The following is a 26,526-nucleotide window of genomic DNA, read 5'->3' on the forward strand; positions in this document are numbered from 1 at the left end:
AACTTCCTCATGCCAAGTTGTCCGGGTGATGGCAGAAAGTCATGAGGACCATGTTTCCGATTCTAATTTCAGACGGAGCCTCCAGGCAGGCATTGCCCGACGGCGAAAAACCGGTTGCCAGAGACGCGGCATTTCCGGACGAAGATGGGTTCATGTCGGAGTTTTCTCCGACGGAGGAGACTATCGTCCCGATTGCGTGGCAGGGCGTTCAGGCGAATCAACCGGCTGGGATGCCAGCCTTCGTCTATGGCCGTTTTCTCACGCCGCCGGATCTGGGGGGCGAGGCTTCTGGCGAAGTCGTTTCAGATGCAGAGGTTGAAAGCGCTGTTGCGGATGCAAAACCGGCTATGTCCGATGATCCGGAAATACCGTTGCCCCGCGCGAGCGGTATAAAAAGACTGTTGACGGCGGATAGTGGCCCTCTTGTGGCTGTGGCGGCTCATCCGCCGCCTGTGAGGATGGCGTTTGGGGCGGATGTCGCCCCGCCGGATGAACCCGCATCGAACCGCGTTGAATTGGTGGTTCCCTCCGCTCGTATGGCGCCGGTTCAAACCGGAGCGGGGCGGGCCGAAGTGACTGCCGCTGTCGCCCGTAAGGATGCGCAGCCAATTGAAAACATCGCGCAGGTCATGACGGCTCAATCCGGCCATGCGCACGAGAATACGGCGCAGCCTGACTCGAATCTGGGCGCAGCGCGATTGACACCTTCACCCGGGGCTGTCGGGAATTTCACGCATGAGGAGGTTGATCCGACGGGGGGCCGTTCGCCGGAGAACTCAAAAAATACTTTTGCACATACGCATCCTGTAAAAGTGCCGCTCCAGGCGACGGACGTGACGGAAAACGACCCCGAAGCAGCGGCACAACTGCCTGCGCCGTCACGGGGGACGCCTCGCGCCGGGCAGGACGATCTGCCAGCCGGAAGATCCCCCGTCGCGGATCGACCTGCCACAGTAGAGGTGCTTGCGGTTCGCGCGGAGCGGGGTGATCACGAGTCGCAGTTGCCGCCCAAGAACGAGGTGATGCGGCCAGAGCGGGAGCCAGCGCCAGGCGCAGCCGTTCCACAACCGTCCGAGCGTGCTTTTGAGCGGGCATCGGATAATGCGCGGTTCCATAGTGTTCAGCGCGAAGCCCCCCCGGCCCTTGATGAACCTGCGCTATCTGGTGCGCAAGCGGGTCCACCCGAAGGGAAACGGCAAGAAGCCAAAGCGCCGATGGATGGGGCGCGGCCGCATATCTTGCCGGACCATGCCGCAATCGTTGCCGGACCGCCGTCGCAAGAGACATCTCGCACGAACGTGGGCGCGCGGCAGGCCATTGCCGATCGCGACACCGCGTTGGGGCAACAGGCTTCGCCTGAAAAAGCACAAGAGATTTCCCTGGCTGATCCAATCAGAGCAGAGATCTCCTCAGTTCCGCCTCCGGTGTCGGGCAGTATCACCTCCACCCACACCCAAGCCGCCTCGACAATCACGCCGCATACTCCGTTGGGCTCTTCCGTGGCCGCGCAGGTGGCCGTCGTCATTTCCGAAATGGATGCTGGCCAGATTGAAATTTCACTGTCGCCGGAAGAGCTCGGAAAAGTGCGACTGACATTGCAGCCGCTGGAGAGTGGGCTGATGGTCGGGCTTCATGCCGACCGGCCAGAGACGCTCGATTTGATGCGGCGCCATGTTCATGTTTTGGCGCGTGATCTGGCTGAGTTGGGATATGACGCAGTCGCTTTCGATTTCGGGGGGGGGCAGTCGGATCAGGGAGCCTTCTTTACAGGGGCAGAGCCGGCCCGACCGGAGGCGGCCGATGAGAGTGCAGGCCCGAAGACGGAAGAACTCAGTATCTCGCACCATCCACGGCTGTCGTCCCTTGAGATGGGAACTGACAGTGGTCTGGACATAAGGATTTAAGGAGAAAACCATGACTACGGTGAATGCGGTTACATCTGCCACTGCGACATCCACGACCGGTTCTTCAGCGACGACGGGTTCGGCCCTGAGTGGTGATTTCGAGACATTTCTGAAAATGCTGACGGTCCAGATGCAGAATCAGGACCCGATGAACCCGATCGAGAGTTCGGATTACGCAGTGCAGCTGGCGACTTTCTCGGGGGTCGAGCAGCAAGTGCAGACCAATCAACTGCTGGAAGGTCTTGCCTCGCAACTGGGGCTGATGGGCATGTCTGAACTTGCGGGATGGGTCGGGATGGAGGCGCGCTCTGCGTCACCGGCGCATTTTTCGGGTGATCCGGTTCGGCTGGCGCCCAATCCTCCCGTCGCGGCGGATCGGGCGGTTCTGGTTGTCAGGAATGAGGCCGGTGATGTTGTTTCCTCCCGCTCGATCGATGTATCGGCCGAGCAGACAAGCTGGGACGGAACAGATGCGGCGGGAAATACCCTGCCCGAGGGCAACTACAGCTTCGAGCTCGAGAGCTATGAGAACGGCGAGCTACTGCAGACCGATCCGGTTGAAACTTACAGCCGTATCGTCGAGGCACAAGGCACGGCGTCGGGAACGGTGCTGCTGCTGGAGGGGGGGATCACAATCGGAACGGGGGATGTGACCGCGTTGCGTGAACCTACGGCGTAAGCGTCAGAACCACATCCCGGCACCGAAGCCAATGCCCGCCGCCAGCAAGGCCGGAATCGCAACCTTGAGAACTTTGTAACGACGTGGGGTAGGCGACTTTTCCGGCACGGCTTTGGCCTGACCCTCAAGCACCTCGCGCAGAAGATCGGGGAAGCGCGGGCCGAACTGGATCATCACTTGCGCAGCGCGGCCCAGAGAGCGCACGATAGACTGCGGCCCAAGGTTCTCGCGGATGTATTTCTCGACGACAGGATGTGCGACTTCCCACATATTGATCGACGGGTTGAGCGACCGCGCCACCCCCTCGACGACAACCATAGTGCGTTGCAGCAAGATCAGCTCGGTGCGTGTTTGCATTCCGAATCTCTCTGTGACTTCAAAGAGATAGGCTAGAAGACGCGCCATCGAGATATGTGTCGCGTTCATCCCGAAGATCGGTTCGCCCACCGCGCGCAATGCCAGCGCAAACTCGTTGACGTCGCGGTCTGCGGGGACATAGCCCGCCTCGAAATGCACTTCGGCAACACGGCGATAATCGCGCCGGATGAAGCCCATCAGAATCTCGGCATAGACGCGGCGGGTATATTCGTCGATCAGCCCCATAACACCGAAATCGAAGGCGATGACATCGCCGTTCGGGGCGACCTTGAGGTTCCCCTGATGCATATCCGCGTGGAAGTAGCCGTCGCGCAAAGCGTGGCTGAGGAACAGCTGCAAAACCCGTTCGGACAGTGCGATCACATCGTGGCCTGCGGCTTTCAGAGCGTCGACATCACCCAGAGGTATTCCCTCGGCCCAGCCAAGGGTCATGACCTCGCGCGCCGAGAGATGCCAGAGGGGTTCTGGCACTGCGAAACCTGCGTCGTCCTTGGTCGTCGAGGCAAACTGCGACGCGGCCGACGCCTCAAGCCGCAAGTCCAGCTCGCCCATCACCACGCCTTCGAAATGCTTCACCACATCCGAAGGGCGCAGGCGACGCGACGCGGGAGACAGAGCCTCGATCATCGCGGCAGCAAAATGGAACGCATCAAGGTCTTTGCGGAAAGCGCGCTCAATACCCGGACGGAGCACTTTGACCGCAACCTTTTCGCCCGTCTCCGCCACACGCGCCGCATGGACCTGTGCGATAGACGCGGCGGCAACGGGTTCGGAAAACTCCGAGAACAGATCTTCAACGGGGGCGCCAAGTTCATTCTGGATGGCACGCTTGGCCTCGTTCATCGAGAACGGTGGCAGCTTGTCTTGCAGCACCCGCAACTGGTCAGCCAGTTCGGGGCCGACAACATCGGGGCGCGTCGAAAGGACCTGACCGAACTTGATATAGGCTGGCCCAAGCGCGGTAATCGCCCGCGTGACCGGCGGCAGCGCAGGGTCGCCCTTGTAGCCGATCCATTTGAAGGGCCAACCCATGACGCGCGCCAGCACCCGCAGCCGCGGCGGCACATCCATCGCCTCAAGCGCAACATTCATCGCGCCTGTCCGCTCGAACGTGGCGCCGGTGCGGATCAGCCGCCAGATGTTATGAGGCCCGCGCATCCTAGATTTTCCAGCCCGAATGCAATGCCGCGATCCCCATCGAGAGATTGCGGTATTTCACATTCTCGAACTCTGCCTCGCGGATCATCGAGGCGAACAGTTCCTGGTTGGGGAATTTGCGGATCGACTCGACCAGATACTGATAGCTGTCGCGGTCATTCGCCACGATCTGACCCATCACGGGGATCACGTTGAACGAATACAGGTCATAGGCTTTCTGCATCATTTCGTTCGGAATCTGGTTGAACTCCAGCACCATCAGGCGCCCACCCGGACGAAGGACACGGTAAGCCTCGCGCAGGGCGTCAGGGATGCGCGTCACGTTACGAATGCCGAACGAGATTGTGTAAACGTCGAAGGTGTTATCCGCAAATGGCAGCGCCATCGCATCGCCCACCACCCAATCAAGGCGGTCGGCCATATCCTCGGCCTCGGCGCGTTTGCGACCCTCGACCAGCATCGATTCGGTCATGTCGCAGACGGTCGCATGGGCACCGGGCGCGCGGGTCAGAAAACGGAAGGACACATCGCCCGTGCCGCCCGCCACATCCAGAAGCTTCTGGTTCGGCCGCGGAGCAAGCCAATCCATCATCGCATCTTTCCAGACGCGGTGGATACCCATGCTCATCAGGTCATTCATGATGTCGTATTTCGACGCCACCCGCGAAAACACGCCGTGGACCATTCCGGCCTTGGCGTCTTCATCTACCGTCTGGAACCCGAAATGGGTTGTCTTGGTTTGCTCGGAACTCATCTGTATCAGTGGCCTTGCCGATCCGGAAATATACCCCTTCTTATAGGGGGCTTGGCGCCGGTGACAATGCAACAGGAGCACCACATGCCCGAATTGCCCGAAGTCGAGACGGTTCGTCGCGGTCTGCTGCCCGCGATGGAGGGGCAGCGCATCCTAACTGCGCAGGTCAACCGGCCCGATCTGCGCTGGCCGTTACCTGACCGGATGGCCGCGCGCCTGACAGGCGCGCGGGTCGAACGGCTGCGGCGGCGGTCGAAATATATTCTGGCAGACCTTGATACGGGTGAAAGCCTGCTGATTCATCTGGGTATGTCGGGGCGGATGCTGGTTTCGGGCGTCATGCTGGGGGATTTCCACCTTGACCATCCGGCGCCGCAAAAGCACGACCATGTGGTGCTGCATATGGAAAACGGCGGGCGCGTCACCTTTAACGATGCGCGACGTTTTGGCGCGATGGATCTGGTGCGGACGGATCGCGAGGCGGCACACTGGCTCTTGGCAGGGCTTGGGCCGGAACCCTTTGGCAATGAATTCCACGAAGATTATCTGGCGGCAGAGCTGAAAAAGCGCTCCAGCCCGATAAAGACGGTTCTTCTGGACCAGCGAATCGTCGCGGGATTAGGCAATATCTATGTGTCGGAAGTTCTGTTCCGCGCAGGAATAGACCCGCGTAGACAGGCGAAACGGATAGCCGCCAGCCGGATCGCCGCGCTTGTGCCGATTATCCGCGATGTCCTCTCCGAGGCGATCGAGGCGGGCGGCTCCAGCCTGAAAGACCATCGTCAGGCGGATGGCGAGCTGGGGTATTTCCAGCATTCCTTTCGTGTCTACGACCGCGAGGACGAACCGTGCGTGACCTGCGGCGCGCCGGTGCGCAGGATCGTGCAATCCAGCCGTTCGAGCTATTATTGTCCACAGTGTCAGCGATAGGACGCGACGTTCCGGCGTTATCGTTACTTGATAATCGCGCCGGTCCTGATAGGACTCCCCCTCGAAATCAAGGAGAGGCATCGCCACATGGCCTACCAAAACCTGATCGTCGAGATCGAAGACTACGTTGCTCTGATCCGGCTGAATCGCCCCGAAGCCCTGAACGCCCTGAACTCCGCATTGCTCGGAGAACTCGTCGAGGCGCTGCAAGCTGCCGACGCGAACGAGAAGGTGCGCTGCATCGTCATCACCGGATCGGAAAAGGCCTTCGCGGCTGGCGCCGACATCAAGGAAATGTCCGACAAATCCTTCGTGGATATGTTCTGGTCGGATTTCTTCGGCACCGAAGGCGACGCCATCACCCGCACCCGCAAACCCGTCATCGCGGCGGTATCGGGCTATGCGCTTGGTGGCGGTTGCGAGCTGGCCATGATGTGCGACTTCATCATCTGCGCCGATAACGCCAAATTCGGCCAGCCCGAGATCAACCTCGGCGTGGTTGCAGGCATCGGTGGCACCCAACGCCTGACGCGCTTTGTCGGCAAGTCGAAGTCGATGGATATGCATTTGACCGGTCGCTTCATGGACGCGGACGAAGCAGAACGCTCGGGGCTGGTCAGCCGCGTCGTTCCGGTCGCCAAGCTGCTGCCCGAAGCGATGGCCACCGCCAAGAAGATCGCCGAAAAGTCCGTGCTGACCTCGATGGTCGTGAAAGAAGCGGTGAACCGCTCTTACGAGACCACGTTGAGTGAAGGCATCCGGTTCGAACGCCGTGTGTTCCACGCGCTGTTCGCCACCGAAGACCAGAAAGAGGGCATGTCGGCCTTCCTCGAAAAGCGCCAGCCGCAGTTCCGCGATAAATGATCGTCGGTTTCTACGGATAAGCCCCTTTTCTTTGCGGCGCTTTTGCACTAAGAGCGCCGCATACATGCGCGTGAAGCCCGCTCAGGCTAGAATCATCCGGTTCTCTGGGAAGACTGGGCTTTGTTGCGCAATCGAACTGTAACAGACCCGGAAATTGGGAAAGACATCATGGCCAATACGCCCCAGTCCAAAAAACGCGCCCGTCAGAACGAGCGTCGTCAAGACATCAACAAAGCCCGCCGTTCGCGCATCCGCACCTACCTGCGCAAAGTCGAAGAAGCGATTGCTTCGGGCAATGCCGACGCTGCGAAAGCCGCTCTGCAAGCCGCTCAACCCGAGCTGGCTCGTGGCGTGACCAAAGGCGTCATGCACAAGAACACTGTTGCGCGCAAAATGTCGCGCCTGTCGGCTCGCGTGAAAGCGCTGACCGTCTGATTTAAGGCGAACAGTCTTTAGTATTTGAAGGGCGGGGATTTCCCCGCCTTTTCATTTTTTTATTAACAAACAATATCTTAATAAATGCATGTTGCATGCCCGCAGTGCCCGGACAGATTCGTTTTCCTGAATCCGGCGTCAAGCGCGAAGATCAGTTGCGGACAGGGGTAAACGCTTGCTAGCGTCTCCCTGCGATTCACGTCGCCTAGGGGGACATGACGCAATTTTTCACGGTCTGAACGGGCGTAAAAGTCTGCCACGACAAGGAAAACAAGCCGGCACTCTGCCGTGGAAAAATGCGAATCCGATTTCAGGGGGGCACCCCGATTCTCGGCAAGAAACCATCCGGGTTTTCCGGAGGGGTTTCCATGTTCTGTTTCTGCCGCATCTAACGGCAGAGCCTGCGCTCTGGGGGCCGGATTGAACTGATTTTGTGTGTTTATAGGCTGCAAATAAAATGAGCGAGAAAACCTGGGGGCAGGTCAGAAACGAGATTCTCAAGTCAGTAGGGAAGAAAAGCTTCTCGACATGGATTGAGCCGCTGCGGATCATTGATCTGGACGAGGGCATTGCCGCCTTCGAAGCGCCGACCAAGTTTATGCGTGACTGGGTGTCGCGCAATTTCGCCGATCCGATTTTGCACGAATTGCGTAAGGCTGGTGCGAATGTGGATCGTGTCGAGATTCGCGTCGCCGATGTTCGGTCTGTCCCCGCAAACTCCGCTGGCAAACCCGCAGCTGTGCAGGTCAAGCCCGCGATGCAGGATGCTACCGATCTGCCGGGCGCACCCCTGGATGCGCGCTTTACCTTTGACAGCTTTGTCGTGGGCAAGCCGAACGAGCTGGCCCATGCCGCTGCGCGCCGCGTGGCCGAGGGTGGCCCTGTTACCTTCAACCCGCTGTTTCTGTATGGCGGCGTTGGCCTTGGCAAGACGCACCTGATGCACGCAATCGCGCACGAGCTTTCGACGCGCCGCCCCGATTTGCGCGTGCTTTACCTCTCGGCCGAGCAATTCATGTATCGCTTTGTGCAGGCGCTTCGCGAGCGTCAGATTATGGACTTCAAAGAGATGTTCCGCTCGGTCGACGTGCTGATGGTCGATGATGTGCAATTCATCGCGGGCAAGGATTCGACGCAGGAAGAGTTCTTCCATACGTTCAACGCGCTGGTCGATCAGGGCAAGCAGATCGTGATTTCCGCCGATCGCGCGCCGGGCGAGATCAAAGACCTTGAAGAGCGTATCCGCTCGCGTCTGCAATGTGGTCTTGTCGTCGATCTGCACCCGACCGATTACGAATTGCGCCTCGGCATCCTGCAAACCAAGACCGAAGCCTATCGCAACCAGTATCCGGGTCTGCAAATTGCCGATGGCGTGCTGGAGTTCCTGGCGCATCGCATCACGACCAACGTGCGTGTGCTGGAAGGCGCGCTGACCCGCTTGTTCGCGTTCGCTTCGCTTGTCGGGCGTGAGATCACACTCGATCTGGCGCAGGAATGTCTTGTCGACATTCTGCGGGCCTCGGACCGCAAGGTCACGATCGAGGAAATCCAGCGCAAGGTGGCCGAACATTACAACGTGCGCCTTTCGGATCTGGTTGGTCCCAAGCGCGTGCGCACCATTGCGCGCCCGCGTCAGGTGGCGATGTATCTGGCGAAATCGCTGACCACGCGCAGCCTGCCCGAGATCGGGCGGCGCTTTGGCGGGCGAGATCACACCACGATCATGCACGGCATCCGCAAGATCGAAGAGCTGAAGGGCGCGGACTCGCAATTGGCCGAAGATATTGACCTGCTGCGGCGTCTTCTCGAAGCCTGAGCCTTGACGCCCCGCTCAAAGCGGTTGAATGTCTGAAAAAATCTTGAGCCCGAGCGGAAAAATGTTAGGTTTCCGCTCCGGACTGCCGTGAGGGATGGATATGAAAATCAGCATTGAACGCGCCGCTCTTCTGGACGCGATCTCCAAAGCGCAATCGGTTGTCGAGCGCCGCAACACCATTCCGATCCTCGCCAACGTGTTGATCGAGGCCGAGGGAAGTAACGTGCAATTCCGCGCGACCGACCTTGATATCGAGGTCGTGGATAAGGCGGCGGCGCAGGTCGAACGCGCCGGTGCCACCACCGTTTCCGCCGTGATGCTGCATGAGATTGTGCGCAAGCTGCCCGATGGCGCGCTGGTGTCGCTGTCGGATGATCCTGCGGCGGGCCGCCTTTCGGTTCAGGCGGGGCGGTCGAATTTCAACCTCGCGACGCTGCCGAAAGAGGATTTCCCCGTGATGGCCTCGTCGGAATATTCGGCGAATTTCGCGGCCAAGGCGGGCGAGTTGAAGCGGCTGTTCGATAAGTCGAAATTCGCGATCTCGACCGAAGAGACGCGCTATTACCTGAACGGCGTTTATATGCACACGGCGACTGGCGAGGATGGTCAGGTTCTGCGCTGTGTCGCGACCGATGGTCACCGTCTGGCGCGCATTGATACGGTTCTGCCGGAAGGCGCTGCGGGGATGCCCGGCGTGATTGTGCCGCGCAAAACCGTGAACGAATTGCGCAAACTTCTGGACGATGACGACGCAGAAATCGCGGTCTCGGTTTCGGAAACCAAGGTGCGCTTTGCAACGCCTGCCGTGACGCTGACCTCAAAGGTGATCGACGGCACTTTCCCCGATTACACCCGCGTTATCCCGATGGGCAATACGCGCCGTCTTGAGGTGGATGCCAAGGAATTTGCGAAAGCGGTTGACCGTGTGGCGACAGTGTCGTCCGAGCGTTCGCGCGCGGTGAAGCTCTCGCTGGACGAGGATCGCCTGGTTCTTTCGGTCAACGCTCCTGATGCGGGCGCGGCAGAAGAAGAACTGGCCGTCGCTTACGGGGATGAGCCGCTGGAGATCGGTTTCAACGCGAAATACCTTCAAGAGATTGCCGATCAGGTCGATCGCGAGAATGCAGTATTCCTGTTCAATTCCTCGGGTGACCCGACGCTGATGCGTGAAGGCAATGACACGTCTGCGGTCTATGTCGTCATGCCGATGCGCGTGTGATCGAACGCCGTAATCCTGTTTCCACGGTGCCGCGATGTTAACGGAACTGACCCTTTTGCAGTTCCGCTCGCATCGGCGCACGCATTTGACGCTGGATGGGCGGCCCGTGGCGATTTACGGGCCGAACGGGGCGGGCAAAACCAATATCCTTGAGGCGGTGTCGCTGCTGTCGCCGGGTCGCGGGCTTCGCCGCGCCTCGGGGGATGAACTGATGCGGCGTGACGAGTCTGTGGGCTGGAAGTTGCAAGCGGCGCTCTCGAACGGACAAGAGATTGAGACAAGCGCGCAGCCCGGTGCCTCGCGTGAGGTGCAGATCGACGGGAAATCCGCGCCGCAAGTGGCGCTTGGGCGCATGTTGCGCGTGGTTTGGCTGGTGCCCGCGATGGATCGGCTGTGGATCGAAGGTGCCGAGGGGCGGCGGCGGTTTCTGGATCGGCTGACCATGTCCTTTATCCCTGCCCATGCCGATGCTGTGCTGAGCTACGAAAAGGCGATGCGCGAGCGGAACCGTTTGCTGAAGGATATGGTGCGGGATGCTTCGTGGTATGGCGCGCTTGAGGCGCGGATGGGCGAGGCCGCGCGCGACATCCGCACGAACCGCCAAATCGCTCTGGGACGTCTGGCCACAGCGCAGGCGGCTGCGGAAACCGCGTTTCCAGCGGCGGATCTGGCGATTGTGAATGATGATAGCGCCGATCTGGCCGAGGCTCTGGCCGAAGGCCGTATGCGCGACATGCAGGCGGGGCGGAGCCTTTCCGGTCCCCACCGCGCTGACCTTGAGGCGCGCTATGCCGCGAAAAACCAGATCGCCGCGCAATGTTCGACCGGAGAGCAGAAAGCGCTTCTGATCTCGTTGATCCTTGCCAATGCGCGCGCGCTTAAGCACGAAACGGGCGAAGCGCCGCTTGTTCTTCTGGACGAGGTCGCCGCCCATCTTGACGCGACCCGTCGCGCCGCACTTTATGATGAGATTTGCACGCTCGGGGTTCAGGCCTTCATGACCGGCACAGGGGCCGAGCTGTTCGACACACTCGGGCCACGCGCACAGTATTTTGACGTGCAGGAAGATGCCGGCCTGTCCTGCGTTACCGAAAGGGATGTTTCATGAGCTATCCAAAGCAACGGATTACCCTTGTTACGCTTGGCGTTACCGATCTTGGGCGTGCGCGCGCCTTTTATGCGGCGCTTGGCTGGCAGCCCGCCGAAGCGCCCGAAGGCGTTGTATTCTACCAGATGAACGGGATGGTTCTGGGGCTATTCGGCAAGACTGATCTGGCGAAAGATCAGGGGCGACCGGGTGCGGACCTTGGCACCGGCGCGATGACCCTTGCGCAGAATTTCGATACCGAGGCCGATGTCGATGCCGCCTATGCTTCGGCGCTTGCGGCGGGCGCAACGCCCCTGAAAGCACCCGAAAAGGTGTTCTGGGGCGGGTATTCGGGCTATTACGCCGACCCCGATGGCCATGTCTGGGAACTGGCCATGAACCCGTTTTGGCCCTTGGACGCGAATGGAGGGTTAACCCTTAAATGACGCTGACATTGACGCAGGTCGCCCTTTATGCGGGGGCACTTTTGGTGCTGTTCCTGACGCCCGGCCCGGTGTGGCTCGCGCTTTTGGCGCGCGGCATGGCCGGCGGGTTTGCAAGCGCGTGGCCGCTGGCCTTGGGCGTAAGCATAGGCGATATGGTCTGGCCCGTGCTCGCCATTCTGGGGGTGTCGTGGTTCGTGCAGGAGTTCGCCTCTTTCCTGATTGTCCTGCGATGGGTCGCGGTGGGCATGTTTATCGTGATGGGGGTTTTGCTGATCCGCCACGCCGACCATAAGATTTCCTCGGACAGCCGGCTGACGCGCCCCGGAAAATGGGCGGGCTTTGTGGCTGGGTTGATCGTGATTATCGGCAACCCCAAGGCGATCCTGTTTTACATGGGCATCCTGCCGGGCTTCTTTCCGGTCGGCTCGATGACATGGGTCGATATTGTTGTGGTCTGCCTGATTTCCGGCCTGATGCCGCTCAGCGGAAACCTTCTGCTTTCGGCCTTTGTCGACCGCATTCGCAGCTTTGTGACCAGCCGTGGCAAGCTGGCACGCCTCAACCGGATTGCGGGTGGGCTGATGATTGTGGTCGGGCTGGCCATCGCCCTGACTTAAGCCCCCAAATATTGTGTCTTTGGCGTGACATTGGCGCGCCAAACCACTATAAATCCGCAACACAGAACAGGACGGGCGGGCATGACCGACAATACCCCCAAGAAAAACAATTACAGCGCGGATTCTATCAAGGTTCTCAAGGGGCTAGAGGCCGTTCGCAAACGGCCGGGCATGTATATCGGTGATACCGATGACGGCTCGGGCCTGCATCACATGGTTTACGAGGTCGTCGACAACGGCATCGACGAGGCGCTTGCGGGGCACGCGGACTACGTTCAGGTCAAAATTCACGCCGATAGTTCGGTCTCGGTGCGTGATAACGGGCGCGGGATTCCGGTTGATATGCACCCCGAAGAGGGGGTCTCGGCTGCCGAGGTCATCATGACCCAGCTTCACGCGGGCGGTAAGTTCAACAACACCGACGACGACGGCAACGCCTATAAGGTTTCGGGCGGTCTGCATGGCGTGGGCGTGTCGGTGGTGAATGCGCTGTCCGATTGGCTGGAGCTGCGCGTCTGGCGTGACGACAAGGAATATTACGCCCGCTTCGAAAAGGGCGAATGCGTCGAGCATGTGCGCGTTGTCGGGGATGCGCCCGGCGAAAAGGGGACCGAGGTTCGCTTTATGGCGTCGTCCAAAGTGGCGGACCCTGAAGGCACGTTTTCGAACCTAGACTATGTGTTCAAGACGCTGGAAACGCGCCTGCGCGAACTGGCCTTCCTGAACTCGGGCGTGCGTATCCTGATCGAGGATGAGCGCCCCGCCGAGCCGCTGAAGACCGAGCTGTTCTATGACGGCGGGGTCAAGGAATTCGTCAAATACCTCGACCGCTCGAAGACGCCCGTGATGGAAGAGCCGATCTATATGGTTGGCGAGGTGCGCGGCATCGGTGTGGAAATCGCGATGTGGTGGAACGACAGCTACCACGAAAATGTGCTGCCCTTCACCAACAACATCCCGCAGCGCGACGGCGGCACCCACCTGGCGGGTCTGCGAGGTGCGCTGACGCGCACGATCAACAACTACGCGCAAAGCTCGGGGATCGCGAAAAAAGAGAAGGTCGATTTTACCGGCGACGACGCGCGCGAGGGGCTGACCTGCGTGCTTTCGGTCAAGGTGCCAGACCCGAAGTTCTCCAGCCAGACCAAGGATAAGCTGGTGTCCTCCGAGGTTCGTCCGGCGGTCGAAAACCTTGTGAATGAAAAGCTGAGCGAGTGGTTCGAAGAGAACCCGCAGCAAGCCAAAAGCATCGTCGGCAAGATCATCGAAGCGGCGCTGGCGCGCGAAGCTGCCCGCAAAGCCCGCGAACTAACGCGGCGCAAAACCGCGATGGACGTGGCCTCGCTGCCCGGTAAGCTGGCGGATTGTCAGGAAAAAGACCCGGCGCTGTCCGAAGTCTTCCTCGTCGAGGGTGACTCGGCAGGTGGCTCGGCCAAGCAAGGGCGCGAGCGGAAAAATCAGGCAGTTCTGCCCCTGCGTGGTAAAATCCTGAACGTCGAGCGTGCGCGCTTTGACCGGATGCTTTCTTCCGACCAGATCGGCACGCTGATTACTGCGCTTGGCACGGGTATCGGGCGTGACGAATTCAACATCGACAAGCTGCGCTACCACAAGATCGTCATCATGACCGATGCTGACGTTGACGGCGCGCACATCCGCACCCTTTTGCTGACCTTCTTCTTCCGCCAGATGCCCGAGCTGATCGAGCACGGCTACCTCTACATTGCGCAGCCGCCGCTTTACAAAGTGGCGCGCGGCAAGTCCGAGGTTTACCTGAAGGATCAGGCCGCGCTTGAGGACTTCCTGATCCAGCAAGGCGTTGAAGGGGCGATCCTGCGCCTTGGCGACGGGCAGGAAATCGTTGGTCAGGATCTTGCGCGCGTGGTCGAAGAGGCCCGTGTGATCCGCCGGATTCTGCAAGCATTCCCAACGCATTATCCGCAGCATATCGTTGAACAATCGGCAATCGCAGGGGCGCTTCTGCCGGGCCGCATTGACGCTGATGCCCAAGGCGTCGCAGATGAGGTTGCTGCGCGTCTTGATCTGGTTGCGCTGGAATATGAGCGCGGCTGGCAGGGTCGTCCGACGCAGGACCACGGGCTGCGGTTCACCCGCGTTCTGCGCGGCGTCGAAGAGGCGCGCACGCTTGATGGTCCCGTGCTCCGCTCGGGCGAGGCACGACGCCTGTCGCAGCACACCGAAGCCCTGCGTGAGGTTTATGCGCAGCCCGCGAAACTTGTGCGTAAAGACCGCGAAGTCGCTATTCACGGGCCGATTGCCTTGCTGAATGCCATCCTGCAGGAAGGCGAGAAAGGGCTGTCACTCCAGCGTTATAAGGGCCTGGGCGAGATGAACCCCGAGCAGCTTTGGGAAACCACGCTCGACCCGTCCGCGCGCACCTTGTTGCAGGTGCGGATCGAGGATGTCGCAGAAGCCGATGACATCTTCACCAAGCTGATGGGCGATGTGGTTGAACCGCGCCGCGACTTTATCCAGCAAAACGCGCTGAGTGTTGAAAATCTCGACTTCTGACGCGGACCACAGATTATCATTCACCGCGCCCCTCGTTGGGCGCGGTTTTTTATTGCCGCAAATTGTGCGCTTTCTCTTTTTGGAAACCATTTCTAAACCATGACGGCCTACCCCTGAGAGCAGCAAGAATTGCTGTGAAGGGTGAAGCCCATGTTCGGACGCATTATTTTGACGCTGGTCGGCCTCGCTTTTGCGGGCATTGGTGTTGGTCCCGCTATGGCTGGTCGCACGGCTGATTTTGCTGCCGTCTGTGAGCAGGCAGCCGAGATTGCCGCGCAAAAAACGGGGGTCCCTGTTTCCGTTCTAAAGGCTATTTCACTGAACGAAACCGGCCGCAAATCCGGCGGTGCCTTCCGCCCGTGGGCCTGGACCGTGAATATGGAGGGAAAGGGCTTTTGGTTTGACTCGCTGGACGAGGCGCGCACCTTTGTTTTCAAAGAGTTCAAGCGCGGCGCGCGCAGTTTTGATGTCGGCTGTTTCCAGATAAACTACAAATGGCATGGGCAGGCATTTTCCTCGATCGACGCTATGTTCGATCCGCTGGAAAACGGACTCTATGCCGCGCGCTTTCTGAAAGATCTATATAACGAAACCGGTTCGTGGTCCAAAGCGGCAGGGGCGTATCATTCGCGCACACCGAAATATGCCGATAAATATGCCGCGCGCTTCACAAAATTCCGGCAGAAATTTCTGCAAGAGGACGGATCAGGCAAACTGCGTGTGGCCTACGCCGAGGTGAATGAGGCGATCCCTGATATACCTGACATCGTCGCGGCAGCGCAGAGGCCCGTAGCAGTTCCTGCCAAGCCTCGGATCAACACCTTCCCTCTGTTCATTCGAAAAGAGGGCCAAGCTGCTCGCATGGGGGGGGCGGCTGGGGCGAGCCTTTTTGCATCGGCACTTGAAAAATCGCAGGTGCAATAATGAATGCCGCCCTGCTTCAGAAGGTGTTTCAGCCGACGATCCTCTTGTCTCTGGCGCTTATGTCGGTGATCGTCATGATGATCCTTCCGGTGCCGGCATGGGTGCTGGATATCGGTCTGGCGGCCTCTTTTGCGATCGCAATTCTGATTTTCACAGTGACCCTCTTCATTGAGCGTCCGCTTGATTTCTCGGCCTTTCCGACAATCCTGCTGGCATCGTTGATGCTGCGGCTATCGCTGAATGTCTCGTCGACGAAACTCATTATCGGGCAGGGCCATACTGGCACCGGCGCGGCGGGTGATGTGATCCAGGGTTTTGCCAATTTTATCATGGGGGGATCAGTTCTGATCGGGCTTGTGGTGTTTTGTGTCATTCTGATCGTCAATTTTATCGTCATTACCAAGGGCGCAGGCCGTATGGCCGAGGTGGGCGCGCGCTTTGCCCTTGATGCGATGCCGGGCAAGCAGCTCGCGATCGACAGCGATATGAATGCGGGGGCCATTGACCACGCCGAGGCCAAGGCGCGGCGCGAAAAGGAACAAGCCGAAACAACGTTCTTCGGCTCGCTGGACGGTGCATCGAAGTTTGTGAAGGGTGACGCCGTTGCTGGCCTGCTAATCACCATGCTCAACATTGTCATGGGGCTGGTGATCGGCACGGTGGTGCATGGAATGCCCATAGGCCGCGCGCTTGAAACCTATGCCATCCTGACGGTCGGTGATGGTCTGGTCAGCCAGATTCCAGCGGTGATTATCTCGATCGCAGCAGCAATTTTGTTGGCCCGTGGCGGGTCGAAAGGCTCGGCAGACCTGGAACTGTTCCGTCAACTCGGAAAGTTTCCGCCGGCCCTGATGACAGTCGGCATCTTGATGGCGCTATTCGGGCTTGTTCCGGGGCTGCCGTTTCTGCCGTTCATGGCGGGGGCGGTTATCCTGTGCGGCTCGGCGATTATGCTGAAGCGCGAAGAGGATCGACGCCGGAAACGCGAGGCGATGAAAATGCCTGCGCCAGAGGAAAAGCCGCGTGCAAAATCTATGGGTGATGTGCTGGATATGGATGACATCCATGTGGAATTCGCCCCTGACCTTGTGAATATGGCGCTTGATCCGGCGACCGGCTTGGATGCACGCATCGCGAATATGCGCCAGCATGTCGCCACGGCTTTCGGGCTGATCCTGCCCGAGATCAGGCTGACCGATGACGGCTCCTTGCCTGCGGGGTGCTATCGTATTCGCATTCAGGGGGCCGAGCAGGCAAAGGACCGGCTTCGCCCTGACCACGTTCTGGCGCTGATCGCGGATAACCGTGATTTCTTGCCCGATGGCGAGGACGTGCGCGAACCCGTGTATGGCGCGCCTGCGCGGTGGGTGCCGTCGTCGGCACAAGAGGAGGCGGCTCTGGCGGGTTCGACCGTGGTGTCCTCGACCGAGGTTCTGGCAACGCATCTGCTTGAGGTTATCAAGCGGAATTTCGGGCGCCTGATGACGCTGCGTGCCCTGAAGCGGCTGCTTGATGAAACGACCAACCTGTCCGATCCGGCACGCGCCGATGCCAATCGCCGAATTCTGGATGAATTGATCCCGGATAAGGTTCCGCTTGATATGCTGTTGGCGGTGTTGCGCCTGCTGCTTGAAGAGCGGGTCTCGATTCGCAACCTGATGCTTGTCGTTGAAGCGATTGCCGAAGCGCGCCATCAGCAAAGTCCCGACGCGATTTGCGAATATGTCCGGCAGCGCCTCGGCTTCCAGCTTGTGGCCGAGTTGCGCCGTGAGGATGGGTCGATTCCCCTGATCCAGCTCGCCCCCGAGTGGGAAGACCTGTTCACGACCTATCAGCTTCCGGCGGAACGCGGTCCGGCGGACATCGCCTTGCCCCCGGACAAATTTAACCGGCTGGCCTCCAATATTGCCGACCGGTTGTCGCGCGCGGGCGAGAACGGGGTCTTCCCCGCGATCGTTACGTCGTCGCGCCGCCGCCGGTTCGTGAAGGCCGTGGTTGGAGCGAAGGGGCTGGCCGCACCCGTGCTGAGCTTCGATGAAATCGGCCTTGATGCGCGCCCTGCGATGGTTGGTGTGGTGCCAGTATGACAGAGGCACTGGCCCAAATTCTTGCGCTTGGAACCCAGAGCCTTCAGCTTTGGTTTGTTGTGCTTCTGCGGGTCGGCTCGATGATGGCCCTGACGCCGGGTTTCGGAGAGCGAAGTATCCCGACGCAGTTCAGGCTAATCATAGCCTTTGCATTTACGTTGGTTGTAACCCCGGCGGTTTCCGAGACTCTATCCGCCCGGATCGCCGAGCAAGGACTGTCCGCATGGATTCTTCTGGAAACTCTGATCGGGCTGTCAATGGGGGCCATGCTGCGATTTTTCGTCATTGCGCTCCAGCTTGCCGGAACTATCGCGGCTCAAGCGACATCGCTGTCGCAGTTATTCGGTGGCACCGGAGGAGAGCCACAGCCAGCAATTGGCAACCTGCTGATGCTTGGAGCGCTGGCCTTCGCGATGGGGCTGGGGCTGCACGTCCGGTTGGCGGAGTTCTTGATCCAGTCCTATGACGCCATGCCCATTGGAACGCTGCCGACACTTGTCATCTTGAAAGACTGGGGGGTCAGCGGGGTATCCCGCGCCTTCTCGCAAGCGTTTGTGCTTGCTGCCCCCTTTGTTATTGCGGGGCTAATCTACAATGTTGCCCTTGGTGCGATCAACCGTGCGATGCCGCAGCTTATGGTCGCGTTTGTCGGGGCTCCGGCGCTAACCGCTGGCGGGCTTATCCTGCTTGCGATTTCCGGGCCGATGGCAATTCAGGTCTGGCACGGCGCCTTCCTCGATTTCTTTGCAAACCCGTTCGAGGTCTCACGATGAGTGATACCGACGACAGCGAAAAGGAATTCGACCCAACCCCGCAAAAGCTTGAACAGGCGCGCAAACGTGGCGAGCTTGTTCGCTCGAACGAAATAACGGTAGCGGCCACATATACGGGGCTTCTGATTGCCTTTCTTGGAATGTCCGGGTTTTCGATCTCGCGCTTCGGAGGCACGGCGGCGCAGATCATTGAACAGGCGGGGCCATTGTCAGAGCAAGTGTTCAAGGGTGGTTCTGCAGTTATCGGGCCGTTACTGGCACGATTTGCCGTGGCTGTCCTGCCATGGCTGCTGGTGCCCGCCGCGCTGGTTCTGGTGTCTTTGATGGCGCAGCGGGCGATTGTGTTTTCTGGCTCGAAACTTGAACCGAAGCTCAGTCGTATTAACCCGATTGCGAACGCGAAACAGAAATTCGGGCGGAGCGGGTTGTTCGAGTTTGTAAAGAGCTTTGTGAAGCTGGCAATAATCTCGGTGTTTCTTGGGACATTCTTGGTCAGGAAATCCGGTGTTGTTCTGGCGACCCAGCGGCAGGAGGCCGCGCAAGTAATCGCGGCGCTTGGGCAACTTGTTGTTCAGTTTCTCGCGCTTGTCATGCTGGTCGCCGTTGTTTTCGGCGCCATAGACTATTTGTGGCAGTATTTCGAGTTTATGCGCCGCAACCGCATGACGCGCAAAGAGCTAATGGATGAGATGAAGCAGTCCGAAGGAGACCCGCATCTCAAGCAGCAACGTCGCCAAAAGGGTATTGAGATCGCGACAAAGCAAATGCTTCAGGATGTGGCGGAAGCGGATGTTGTTATCGTCAACCCGACCCATTATGCGGTTGCCCTGAAATGGAGCCGCGCAAGCGGGCGCGCCCCGATCTGCGTTGCGAAAGGTGTTGATGAAATTGCGCGCAGAATTCGCGAGATCGCAATGGAATCCGGCGTTCCGATTCATTCAGACCCGCCCACCGCCCGCGCTTTGTTCGCCGCAATCGACGTCGGCGATGAAATCAGACCGGAACACTATAAACCGGTTGCCGCCGCGATCCGCTTTGCCGAGAAACTGCGCAAAGCCGCCAAGAAGAGGCTCTAGATGCAGCGCGGACGATCTTTGCAGCGGCTACAGGTGATAGCAGATACGAAAAGCGACCTTGCGCTGGCGCGGTTGGCCGAGGTGAACCGTCAGATTTCCACTTTGGAAAGTGAGAAGCAGGAGCTGGAGCGGCGGTTTTCGCACATTGCCCGTTCGGCGATGACCGCACTGGAGGTTCAGGCGCTTGGCAAATATCGGGACTGGGTGCGCATCCGGTGTGCTAATTTGGAGAGTGAAACTGCGCGGTTACAAGAAAATGCTGCACAGCTAAAGGAACAGGCGCGGCTCGATTTCGGGAAATCGCAGGCTATAAAAAAGCTGCGGGCGCAATCGAGAAACCGGAGTTCGTCGGTGGCTTGAACTTCCGGGCAGACTGACGCTTCGCGCTCAATACGAGGCACAAAATCCCGGCAATCCGCGAGAGAGCAGATCAGACGGTCCAGGGCAAATCCGGGCAAGGAACCAATCGGCCCGAGATTTCCGGAACGGATCTGGCAATTCGTCGCTCCACAAACAGGCTTGGACGCCCACCTTATTTTCGCCGCATTATGTCAATATATGTGGGCTTTGTTCGCCCGTAAGTGGGTTTTTTGAGTGTTAAGGTAAGCCAAATGCAACGTGTAGTTCAGCGAAATATCTCGCACCAGATGCCAACCATCGCCAAGCTTTTCGGGGCGGCCGGAATGGCGGTAACCGGGCTTTGTCTGGGGAATCTGGTGCTGCCGGTCTTGCCCCTCATGCTGCGTGGTGCCGAGGTGCTCCCTGTGGTTGCGGCGAGCTTCGGGTTGTTGATTGGCTGGCGCGTCATGACACCAATGAAAAGCTATGGCTTTGTGCAGTCGATCGGGGCGGGGCTTCGTGCCGCTGTCTATGTCTGTTTCTGGACGCTGACCTATCTGGGTGCTGCGCAAATGCTGCGCTTGTCGATGAACCAGCAGTATGACGGGGTGTTCGAGGCGCTGCTCGATATCTTTACGCAGGGGCTCTATTTCTCGGTCGTTTTGGCGCAGCCTCAGGTTTTGGCGACCTTGCTTGTCGGCGGGGCGCTTTCGGGTATGGTGGCGCGGTGGGGCGCGCGGCGCTGGTCCTGATCGGGGAACCTGCCTGCCCGCTCGTGTAAGCGGAGCCATTAGTGTCTGAATTTTTCTTCTTTTACGGCCCCTTGCGGGATGAAAGCCTGCGCAGGATCGTGATAGGGCGGCCTTCTCATGCGCAGCCTGCACTCCTGCGGGGGTATTGCGTGACGCATGTGTCGCGGGACGATCCGGGGCCGGATCTTCCGGTTCTGGACGAGGGCAAGGGGGTGGTCGAGGGCGCGCTTGTGCGGCTGTCCACGCCAGAACGCGACCGCGTCGATTTCTATGAATACGGTCTGTCGGCCGAGCAGGTTGAGGTCGAGGTTGCTGACGAGACTGTTCCGGCGCTTTGTTACCGGCTTGCCGTTGACGGGGCGCGGTCGGGCGGTCGGAGCTGGTCATTCGATGTATGGACGACCGAGCGCGCGGCCCTGGTGCGTGCCGCGGCAAGCGATGTGATGCTTGGCTTCGGGCGCTATGCGGCCAGCGTGATGGCGGCGCGCAGGCCGCTGATCCTTGCGCGTGCCGCGTCCCGTCTGCGGGCAGAGGCCGAAACGGTGCCAGATACGCTGGACCGGCCGATGACGGCTGCGGATGTCTCGGTGAAATCGCGCGCCTTGGGTTACGCCAATTTCTTCGCAGTCGAGGATTACACGCTTGCGCACAAGACATTCGCCGGCGGTCAGGGTGCCGATCTGGAGCGGGCGGTGTTTATTTCGGCCGATGCGGCCTGCCTGCTGCCTTACGATCCGGTGCGTGACCGTGTGCTGCTGATCGAGCAATTTCGCCCCGGCCCGATGGCGCGCGGGGATCGCTCGCCGTGGCTGCTGGAGCCGGTTGCGGGGCGTGTCGACCCCGATGAAACGCCGGAGCAGGCCGCGCGGCGCGAGGCGGTCGAGGAGGCGGGGCTGTCCGTCGATCGGTTGGTTGCGGCGCCGAATTACTATCCCTCACCTGCGGCAAAAGCGGAATTTCTGTATAATTACATCGCGCTCGCCGATCTGCCCGACACCCTGCCGCAAGGAGGAGGTCTGGAGCACGAGGGCGAGGACATCCGCTCGCATCTGGTGCCTTTCGCGCAGCTTATGGCGATGGTGGAGAGCGGAGAGGCGCGCAATGGGCCGTTGTGTGTCCTCGCGCTTTGGCTGGAGCGGTTGCGCCCGAAACTGCGCGCCGAAGCGGGGATTGCCGACACGCGCGGGCCGGTTTCGGCTTGAGGCGCAGGCACGGGCGTCCTAAGTATTTCAGGAACTGGACCAAAGTGCAGCAGGAGAACGCAATGCGGATTTGTGAGGATCTGGCTTCGGCAATCGGAAACACGCCGCTTATCAAGCTGCGCAAAGCCTCGGAAATGACGGGCTGCACTATTCTTGGTAAGGCCGAGTTCCTGAACCCTGGCCAGTCGGTCAAGGACCGCGCGGCACTTTATATCATCCGCGATGCGATTGCGCGTGGCACGCTGAAACCGGGTGGCACGATTGTCGAGGGGACCGCGGGGAACACTGGCATCGGGCTGGCGCTGGTCGGTGCCTCGATGGGGTTTCGCACTGTCATCGTGATCCCCGACACGCAGAGTCAGGAAAAGAAGGATATGCTGCGTCTGGCGGGGGCAGAGCTGGTCGAGGTTCCGGCTGCACCCTATAAGAACCCCAATAATTATGTGCGCTATTCGGGCCGTCTGGCCGAGGAACTAGCCAAAACCGAACCCAACGGCGCGATCTGGGCCAACCAGTTCGACAATGTGGCGAACCGTCAGGCGCATATCGAAACCACCGGTCCCGAGATATGGGAGCAGACCGGCGGCAAGGTGGACGGATTCATTTGTGCAGTTGGCTCGGGCGGCACTCTTGCCGGCATTGGCATGGCGCTTCAGCCCAAGGGTGTGAAGGTCGCTTTGGCCGACCCCGATGGCGCGGCGCTTTACAGTTTCTATACCTCGGGCGAGTTCAAGGCCGAAGGCTCGTCGATCACCGAAGGTATCGGGCAGGGACGGATCACTGCCAACCTTGAGGGCTTCACCCCTGATATGTCCTATCGTGTCTCGGATGCCGAGGCGCTGCCGGTGGTGTTTGACCTGCTGGCCGAAGAGGGGCTTTGCCTTGGTGGCTCGTCCGGTGTGAACGTCGCGGGTGCTGTGAAAATGGCGCAGGAAATGGGGCCGGGACATACGATTGTGACGATGCTGTGCGACTACGGCACGCGCTACCAGACCAAGCTTTTCAACCCCGAGTTCCTGAAATCCAAAGGCCTGCCGGTGCCGGAATGGCTGGATCAAGCAGGCCGCAAACTGCCGGAGGTTTACGAGGGATGATCCCGCGGCTGATTGCGCGCCTGTTGCTGGTTCTGTCGCTGGTTCTGCCTGTTTCGGTTTTGGCGCAAGAGACGGCGACCCCGCCTGATTACAAGGCGTGGGAAAGCGTTGCGAGCAACGCCGAGGATCTTCTGGCCAAAGGCTCGGCGACGAATGATGCCTTGTCGGAACTGCGCATCACGCTGGTTGACTGGCGCACGGTTTTTTCCGAGGCGCAGGCCGCCGAAGACCCGCGTGTGCAGACGGTCAAGGCGCAGATCGCGGCGCTTGGCCCTGTGCCGGGAGAAGGCGAGGCCGAAGACCCCGCCATCGCGGAGCGCCGCAAGGAACTGAACGAAACGCTGGCCAAGCTGCAAGCCCCCGGTATCGCTGCCGGAGAGGCGCTGAGCCGCGCGAATGCCCTGATCTCGGGGATCGACGGCACGCTGCGCACGCGCCAGACCGACAAGCTGATGCGGCTTTCGCCTTCGCCCGCCAATCCGGTGAACTGGCCTGCGGCTTTCATGCTTGGCTCGGGGATAGTAAGCGCGGTTTACGCCGAACTGACCGCTCAGGTGACGGGGGCGGATGCCTTCCGCGAGCTTAAGGACAATGCGCCGGTGATCGTCGCGCTGGCCTTTGTGGCGCTGGTTCTGATCGCGCGCGGGCGCCGCTGGATGGAGCAGTTCGAGCAGTTCCTGCTGCGCAAGAGCCAGAACCGCGGGCGCCATGTGCAGGCGACGATCAGTTCGCTGTTGCAGATTATTTTGCCATTGATCGGTGTGTTCGCCCTGCTTGGCGCGCTGGAAATGTCGGGGCTGTTGGGGTCAGCGGCGGTCGAGATCGTCGCGATCGCCTCGTCAGTGGCGTTGATCCTCTTGTCGGCCTTCTGGCTCGGGGGGCGGCTGTTCCCCAAGCAGAATGTCGAGGACGCGCCGCTGGCCCTTCTGGCCGAACGTCGGGCCGAAGGGCGGTTCCTGACCGTGATGCTGGGCCTGATGCTGGGCTTGCGGTGGGCCGTTGGCGCCCTGATCGAACTGCGCGCCGAGGCTGTCCTTCGCGCGCAACAGCCCGCTGAGGATGTGGCACATCTGGTGGATGCGGCGATTTCGGTGATCAACTTTCCTCTGATCGCGGTGACGGCGCTTTTGGTGTTCCGTTTGGGGCAATTGCTGCGTCGCCATCGGAACAACGTGATCGAGGCGGGGCGGGAGCCAGGGGTTCAGGAGCGTTTCGTCGGCCTGGTAGGCACCGCGACGCTTTTTGCCGCGGTTATCGCGCCGATGCTGGCGCTGATCGGCTATGTGTCGGCGGCGAATGCGCTGATCTGGCCGCTGTTGATGTCTCTGTGGCTGCTGGGGCTGTTGCTGGTTTTGCAAAAGTTCATGGGCGAGCTTTATGTGCTTGCGATCCGAGGCGATGACAGCGCGCGGGATTCGCTGGTGCCTGTGCTGGCGGGGTTCTTGCTGGTGCTGGCGGCGCTACCGTTGTTTGCACTGATCTGGGGCGCGCGGGTCGAGGATCTGGTCGAGCTGTGGGGCAAGTTCCGCTCCGGCCTGTCGGTCGGCGGTGTGCAAATCTCGCCCGGTTCGTTCATCACCTTCGCGGTGGTCTTTGCCGTGGGATATATGGCGACGCGGCTGGTGCAGGGGGCGCTCAAGGGCTCGGTCCTGCCGAAAACGCGCATCGACAAAGGCGGGCAGAACGCCATCGTGTCGGGCCTTGGCTATATGGGGATTTTCCTTGCGGCCGTAGTCGCGATTTCGGCGGCGGGGATCGACCTCAGTTCGCTGGCCATCGTCGCGGGTGCCTTGTCGGTTGGTATCGGTTTCGGTCTGCAAACCATCGTGCAGAACTTTGTCTCGGGCATCATCCTGCTGATCGAACGCCCGATCACCGAGGGCGACTGGATCGAGGTCGGCGGGCAGATGGGGATCGTCAAGGCGATCTCGGTGCGCTCGACCCGGATCGAGACTTTCGACCGCTCGGAGGTCATCATTCCCAACGCCGATCTGATCGCGGGACAGGTGACGAACTGGACGCGCGGCAACGTCATGGGGCGGTTGATTATTCCCGTCGGCGTGGCCTATGGGACGAACACGCGCCGCGTCGAGAAAATCCTTCTGGATATAGCCGAGAACCATCCGCTGGTGATGATGAACCCCGAACCTTCGGTGCTGTTCATCGGCTTTGGCGCGGATAGCCTGAACTTCGAGATCCGCGTGATCCTGTCGGATGTGAACTTCAAGAACCGCGTTATGAGCGAAATCAACCACCAGATTTCCGAGCGGTTCACCGAAGAGAATATCGAGATTCCCTTCGCACAGCGCGATGTCTGGCTGCGCAATCCCGAAGCTTTGTCGGCTCAGAACAAGACAATTCTTGCCGGAGTTGAAGACGAGGAGGGTGCTGACGATAACGGAACGGACGATGATAGTTGAGCGACAAAGGCTCAGCGCTGTCGCAGAGCGCGCGTCCGCTCCCACAGTGGCGGACAAAAGAACCAGGGTTTGAGTCCATGGCGTCTCGCGCTGATAATTGAATGCAGGCGGTCTTCCTTTGGGGACAATGGAGGCAGGACTTAACCGGTTTCAACGGAACAGTTTTGGCCAGCACGCACAGGTTCGGGGGCTAAGGGGCAGATCCATGCCAATTCGCGCCCGGCCACGAGCATGGCGGCTGGCACCTGATCGCCAATACGAAAGGGAGTCTTCAAATGCCTGCGCTGACATTGACCGAGGAATTTACGCGTAAGTCCCGGCTCGCGGGGGGGCTCTACCTCATCATCATCGCAACCGGTCTTGGCGCCGAATTGGGCCTGCGAGGGCCGTTGATCAACTTTGCTGACGCCGAGGCCACGGCCGCTGCGATCCTCGCGGCACCCGGCCAATTTCGTCTGGCCATCGCTGCTGACATGGTGATGGCGCTCAGCGATGCGGGGCTTGCAATCGTGCTGTATCTTATCTTTCGGATACCAGCGCCGGGCCTTGCACTTTCGGCGATGGTGTTCCGCCTGATCCAAGCTGTGCTGATCGCGGCAAGCCTCCTGGCGCTGATGGCCGCCTTGCTGGTGCTCCTTCGTGCCGAAAGCCTGTCTGGCGCCCCGGATCTCGCGCTAGTATTTCTGGAGATACATGCGCATGGTTACGATCTTGGGCTTGTGTTCTTTGGCGTGAATAGCCTGATCATGGGGCTGCTTGTCTGGCGATCGGCCCTCTTCGCAAAGCTGTTTGGCATTGGGCTTGGTGTCGCCGGTCTGGTCTATCTGGCCGGCAGCGGCCTGCGATTTTTCGCTCCGGAATGTTCTGCGGTTTTTGCCCCAGCTTACGGGCTGACAATTCTTGCCGAGATGGCATTCTGTCTTCGTCTGCTCTCTCAGAGAGGACCGCGCACGGTCATTTGATAAACGGGCCTCTTCCGGCAATGGAACGTTGCCACAAAGCGCAGGTATCTCAAGGTATCTTGAATGTTCCGCGGGCAT

General features: G+C 59.9%; 23 protein-coding genes. 21 read left to right on the top strand and 2 right to left on the bottom strand.

Features of this window, described 5'->3' with window-relative positions; translation table 11 throughout:
- The first annotated feature begins 50 nt into the window (after nt 1-50).
- Together RYZ20_RS07170 and RYZ20_RS07175 are read left to right on the top strand one after the other, a co-directional pair.
- Nucleotides 51-1,904 carry a flagellar hook-length control protein FliK gene (locus RYZ20_RS07170; RefSeq protein ID WP_317671881.1) on the top strand — a complete coding sequence of 618 codons (1,854 nt, stop codon included), beginning with the start codon at nt 51-53 and terminating at the stop codon, nt 1,902-1,904.
- Nucleotides 1,905-1,914: 10 nt separating this feature from the next.
- Complete coding sequence (locus RYZ20_RS07175; RefSeq protein ID WP_317671884.1) at nt 1,915-2,583, top strand: flagellar hook capping FlgD N-terminal domain-containing protein; 669 nt, start codon at nt 1,915-1,917, stop codon at nt 2,581-2,583.
- A 3-nt stretch (nt 2,584-2,586) separates the two neighbouring features.
- Here the strand turns inward: RYZ20_RS07175 and ubiB are convergent, their stop codons facing one another.
- Together ubiB and ubiE are read right to left on the bottom strand one after the other, a co-directional pair.
- The gene (gene ubiB / locus RYZ20_RS07180; protein WP_317671886.1) at nt 2,587-4,119 is read right to left on the bottom strand and encodes a 2-polyprenylphenol 6-hydroxylase; all 1,533 of its coding nucleotides are present in this window, start codon (nt 4,117-4,119) and stop codon (nt 2,587-2,589) included.
- Nucleotide 4,120: 1 nt separating this feature from the next.
- Entirely contained in the window at nt 4,121-4,873 is a 753-nt protein-coding gene (gene ubiE, locus RYZ20_RS07185) for a bifunctional demethylmenaquinone methyltransferase/2-methoxy-6-polyprenyl-1,4-benzoquinol methylase UbiE (protein ID WP_317671888.1), read from the bottom strand.
- Between the two features lie 84 nt (nt 4,874-4,957).
- Here ubiE and mutM point away from each other — a divergent pair, with 84 nt between their 5' ends.
- The 19 genes from mutM (at nt 4,958) to RYZ20_RS07280 (ending at nt 26,448) form a co-directional block, all read left to right on the top strand.
- Nucleotides 4,958-5,803 (top strand): bifunctional DNA-formamidopyrimidine glycosylase/DNA-(apurinic or apyrimidinic site) lyase, encoded by an 846-nt coding sequence (gene mutM, locus RYZ20_RS07190; RefSeq protein WP_317671890.1) that lies wholly within the window; start codon nt 4,958-4,960, stop codon nt 5,801-5,803.
- 87 nt (nt 5,804-5,890) lie between these two features.
- Nucleotides 5,891-6,667 carry an enoyl-CoA hydratase gene (locus RYZ20_RS07195; RefSeq protein ID WP_317671892.1) on the top strand — a complete coding sequence of 259 codons (777 nt, stop codon included), beginning with the start codon at nt 5,891-5,893 and terminating at the stop codon, nt 6,665-6,667.
- Between the two features lie 168 nt (nt 6,668-6,835).
- Nucleotides 6,836-7,102 carry a 30S ribosomal protein S20 gene (gene rpsT, locus RYZ20_RS07200; RefSeq protein WP_317671894.1) on the top strand — a complete coding sequence of 89 codons (267 nt, stop codon included), beginning with the start codon at nt 6,836-6,838 and terminating at the stop codon, nt 7,100-7,102.
- A gap of 457 nt (nt 7,103-7,559) precedes the next feature.
- Nucleotides 7,560-8,918: a chromosomal replication initiator protein DnaA gene (dnaA, locus tag RYZ20_RS07205; RefSeq protein WP_317671896.1), complete on the top strand. Its 1,359-nt coding sequence runs from the start codon at nt 7,560-7,562 to the stop codon at nt 8,916-8,918.
- 100 nt (nt 8,919-9,018) lie between these two features.
- Nucleotides 9,019-10,137, top strand: coding sequence for a DNA polymerase III subunit beta (gene dnaN / locus RYZ20_RS07210; RefSeq protein WP_317671899.1), 1,119 nt, complete (start codon nt 9,019-9,021; stop codon nt 10,135-10,137).
- A 34-nt stretch (nt 10,138-10,171) separates the two neighbouring features.
- Entirely contained in the window at nt 10,172-11,245 is a 1,074-nt protein-coding gene (recF, locus tag RYZ20_RS07215) for a DNA replication/repair protein RecF (protein WP_317671901.1), read from the top strand.
- Nucleotides 11,242-11,670, top strand: a complete 429-nt coding sequence (locus RYZ20_RS07220) for a VOC family protein (protein WP_317671903.1) — start codon at nt 11,242-11,244, stop codon at nt 11,668-11,670. Before recF ends, RYZ20_RS07220 begins: the two co-directional genes overlap by 4 nt.
- Nucleotides 11,667-12,287 (top strand): LysE family translocator, encoded by a 621-nt coding sequence (locus RYZ20_RS07225; RefSeq protein ID WP_317671905.1) that lies wholly within the window; start codon nt 11,667-11,669, stop codon nt 12,285-12,287. The genes RYZ20_RS07220 and RYZ20_RS07225 overlap by 4 nt, the downstream gene beginning before the upstream one ends.
- Nucleotides 12,288-12,368: 81 nt before the next feature.
- The gene (gene gyrB / locus RYZ20_RS07230; RefSeq protein WP_317671907.1) at nt 12,369-14,819 is read left to right on the top strand and encodes a DNA topoisomerase (ATP-hydrolyzing) subunit B; all 2,451 of its coding nucleotides are present in this window, start codon (nt 12,369-12,371) and stop codon (nt 14,817-14,819) included.
- A gap of 150 nt (nt 14,820-14,969) precedes the next feature.
- On the top strand, nt 14,970-15,743 hold the full coding sequence (locus RYZ20_RS07235; protein ID WP_317671909.1) for a lytic transglycosylase domain-containing protein: 774 nt from the start codon (nt 14,970-14,972) through the stop codon (nt 15,741-15,743).
- Nucleotides 15,743-17,830, top strand: coding sequence for a flagellar biosynthesis protein FlhA (gene flhA, locus RYZ20_RS07240; RefSeq protein ID WP_317671911.1), 2,088 nt, complete (start codon nt 15,743-15,745; stop codon nt 17,828-17,830). The genes RYZ20_RS07235 and flhA overlap by 1 nt, the downstream gene beginning before the upstream one ends.
- Nucleotides 17,827-18,603 (top strand): flagellar biosynthetic protein FliR, encoded by a 777-nt coding sequence (locus RYZ20_RS07245; RefSeq protein WP_317671913.1) that lies wholly within the window; start codon nt 17,827-17,829, stop codon nt 18,601-18,603. The genes flhA and RYZ20_RS07245 overlap by 4 nt, the downstream gene beginning before the upstream one ends.
- A complete protein-coding gene (locus RYZ20_RS07250; RefSeq protein ID WP_317671915.1) occupies nt 18,600-19,679 on the top strand; it encodes an EscU/YscU/HrcU family type III secretion system export apparatus switch protein in 1,080 nt (359 codons plus the stop codon). Before RYZ20_RS07245 ends, RYZ20_RS07250 begins: the two co-directional genes overlap by 4 nt.
- Nucleotides 19,680-20,039, top strand: coding sequence for a hypothetical protein (locus tag RYZ20_RS07255; RefSeq protein WP_317671917.1), 360 nt, complete (start codon nt 19,680-19,682; stop codon nt 20,037-20,039).
- Nucleotides 20,040-20,290: 251 nt separating this feature from the next.
- Nucleotides 20,291-20,770: a TrgA family protein gene (locus RYZ20_RS07260; RefSeq protein WP_317671919.1), complete on the top strand. Its 480-nt coding sequence runs from the start codon at nt 20,291-20,293 to the stop codon at nt 20,768-20,770.
- Nucleotides 20,771-20,811: 41 nt separating this feature from the next.
- Nucleotides 20,812-21,972, top strand: coding sequence for an NUDIX domain-containing protein (locus tag RYZ20_RS07265; RefSeq protein ID WP_317671921.1), 1,161 nt, complete (start codon nt 20,812-20,814; stop codon nt 21,970-21,972).
- A 62-nt stretch (nt 21,973-22,034) separates the two neighbouring features.
- On the top strand, nt 22,035-23,066 hold the full coding sequence (locus tag RYZ20_RS07270; protein ID WP_317671923.1) for a cysteine synthase A: 1,032 nt from the start codon (nt 22,035-22,037) through the stop codon (nt 23,064-23,066).
- Complete coding sequence (locus RYZ20_RS07275) at nt 23,063-25,486, top strand: DUF3772 domain-containing protein (RefSeq protein WP_317671925.1); 2,424 nt, start codon at nt 23,063-23,065, stop codon at nt 25,484-25,486. Before RYZ20_RS07270 ends, RYZ20_RS07275 begins: the two co-directional genes overlap by 4 nt.
- Before the next feature lie 275 nt (nt 25,487-25,761).
- On the top strand, nt 25,762-26,448 hold the full coding sequence (locus tag RYZ20_RS07280) for a DUF4386 domain-containing protein (protein WP_317671927.1): 687 nt from the start codon (nt 25,762-25,764) through the stop codon (nt 26,446-26,448).
- Nucleotides 26,449-26,526 lie beyond the last annotated feature (78 nt).

The sequence above is a fragment of the Pseudothioclava alba genome (assembly GCF_033100795.1).
In the GTDB taxonomy this organism is placed as follows: domain Bacteria; phylum Pseudomonadota; class Alphaproteobacteria; order Rhodobacterales; family Rhodobacteraceae; genus Pseudothioclava.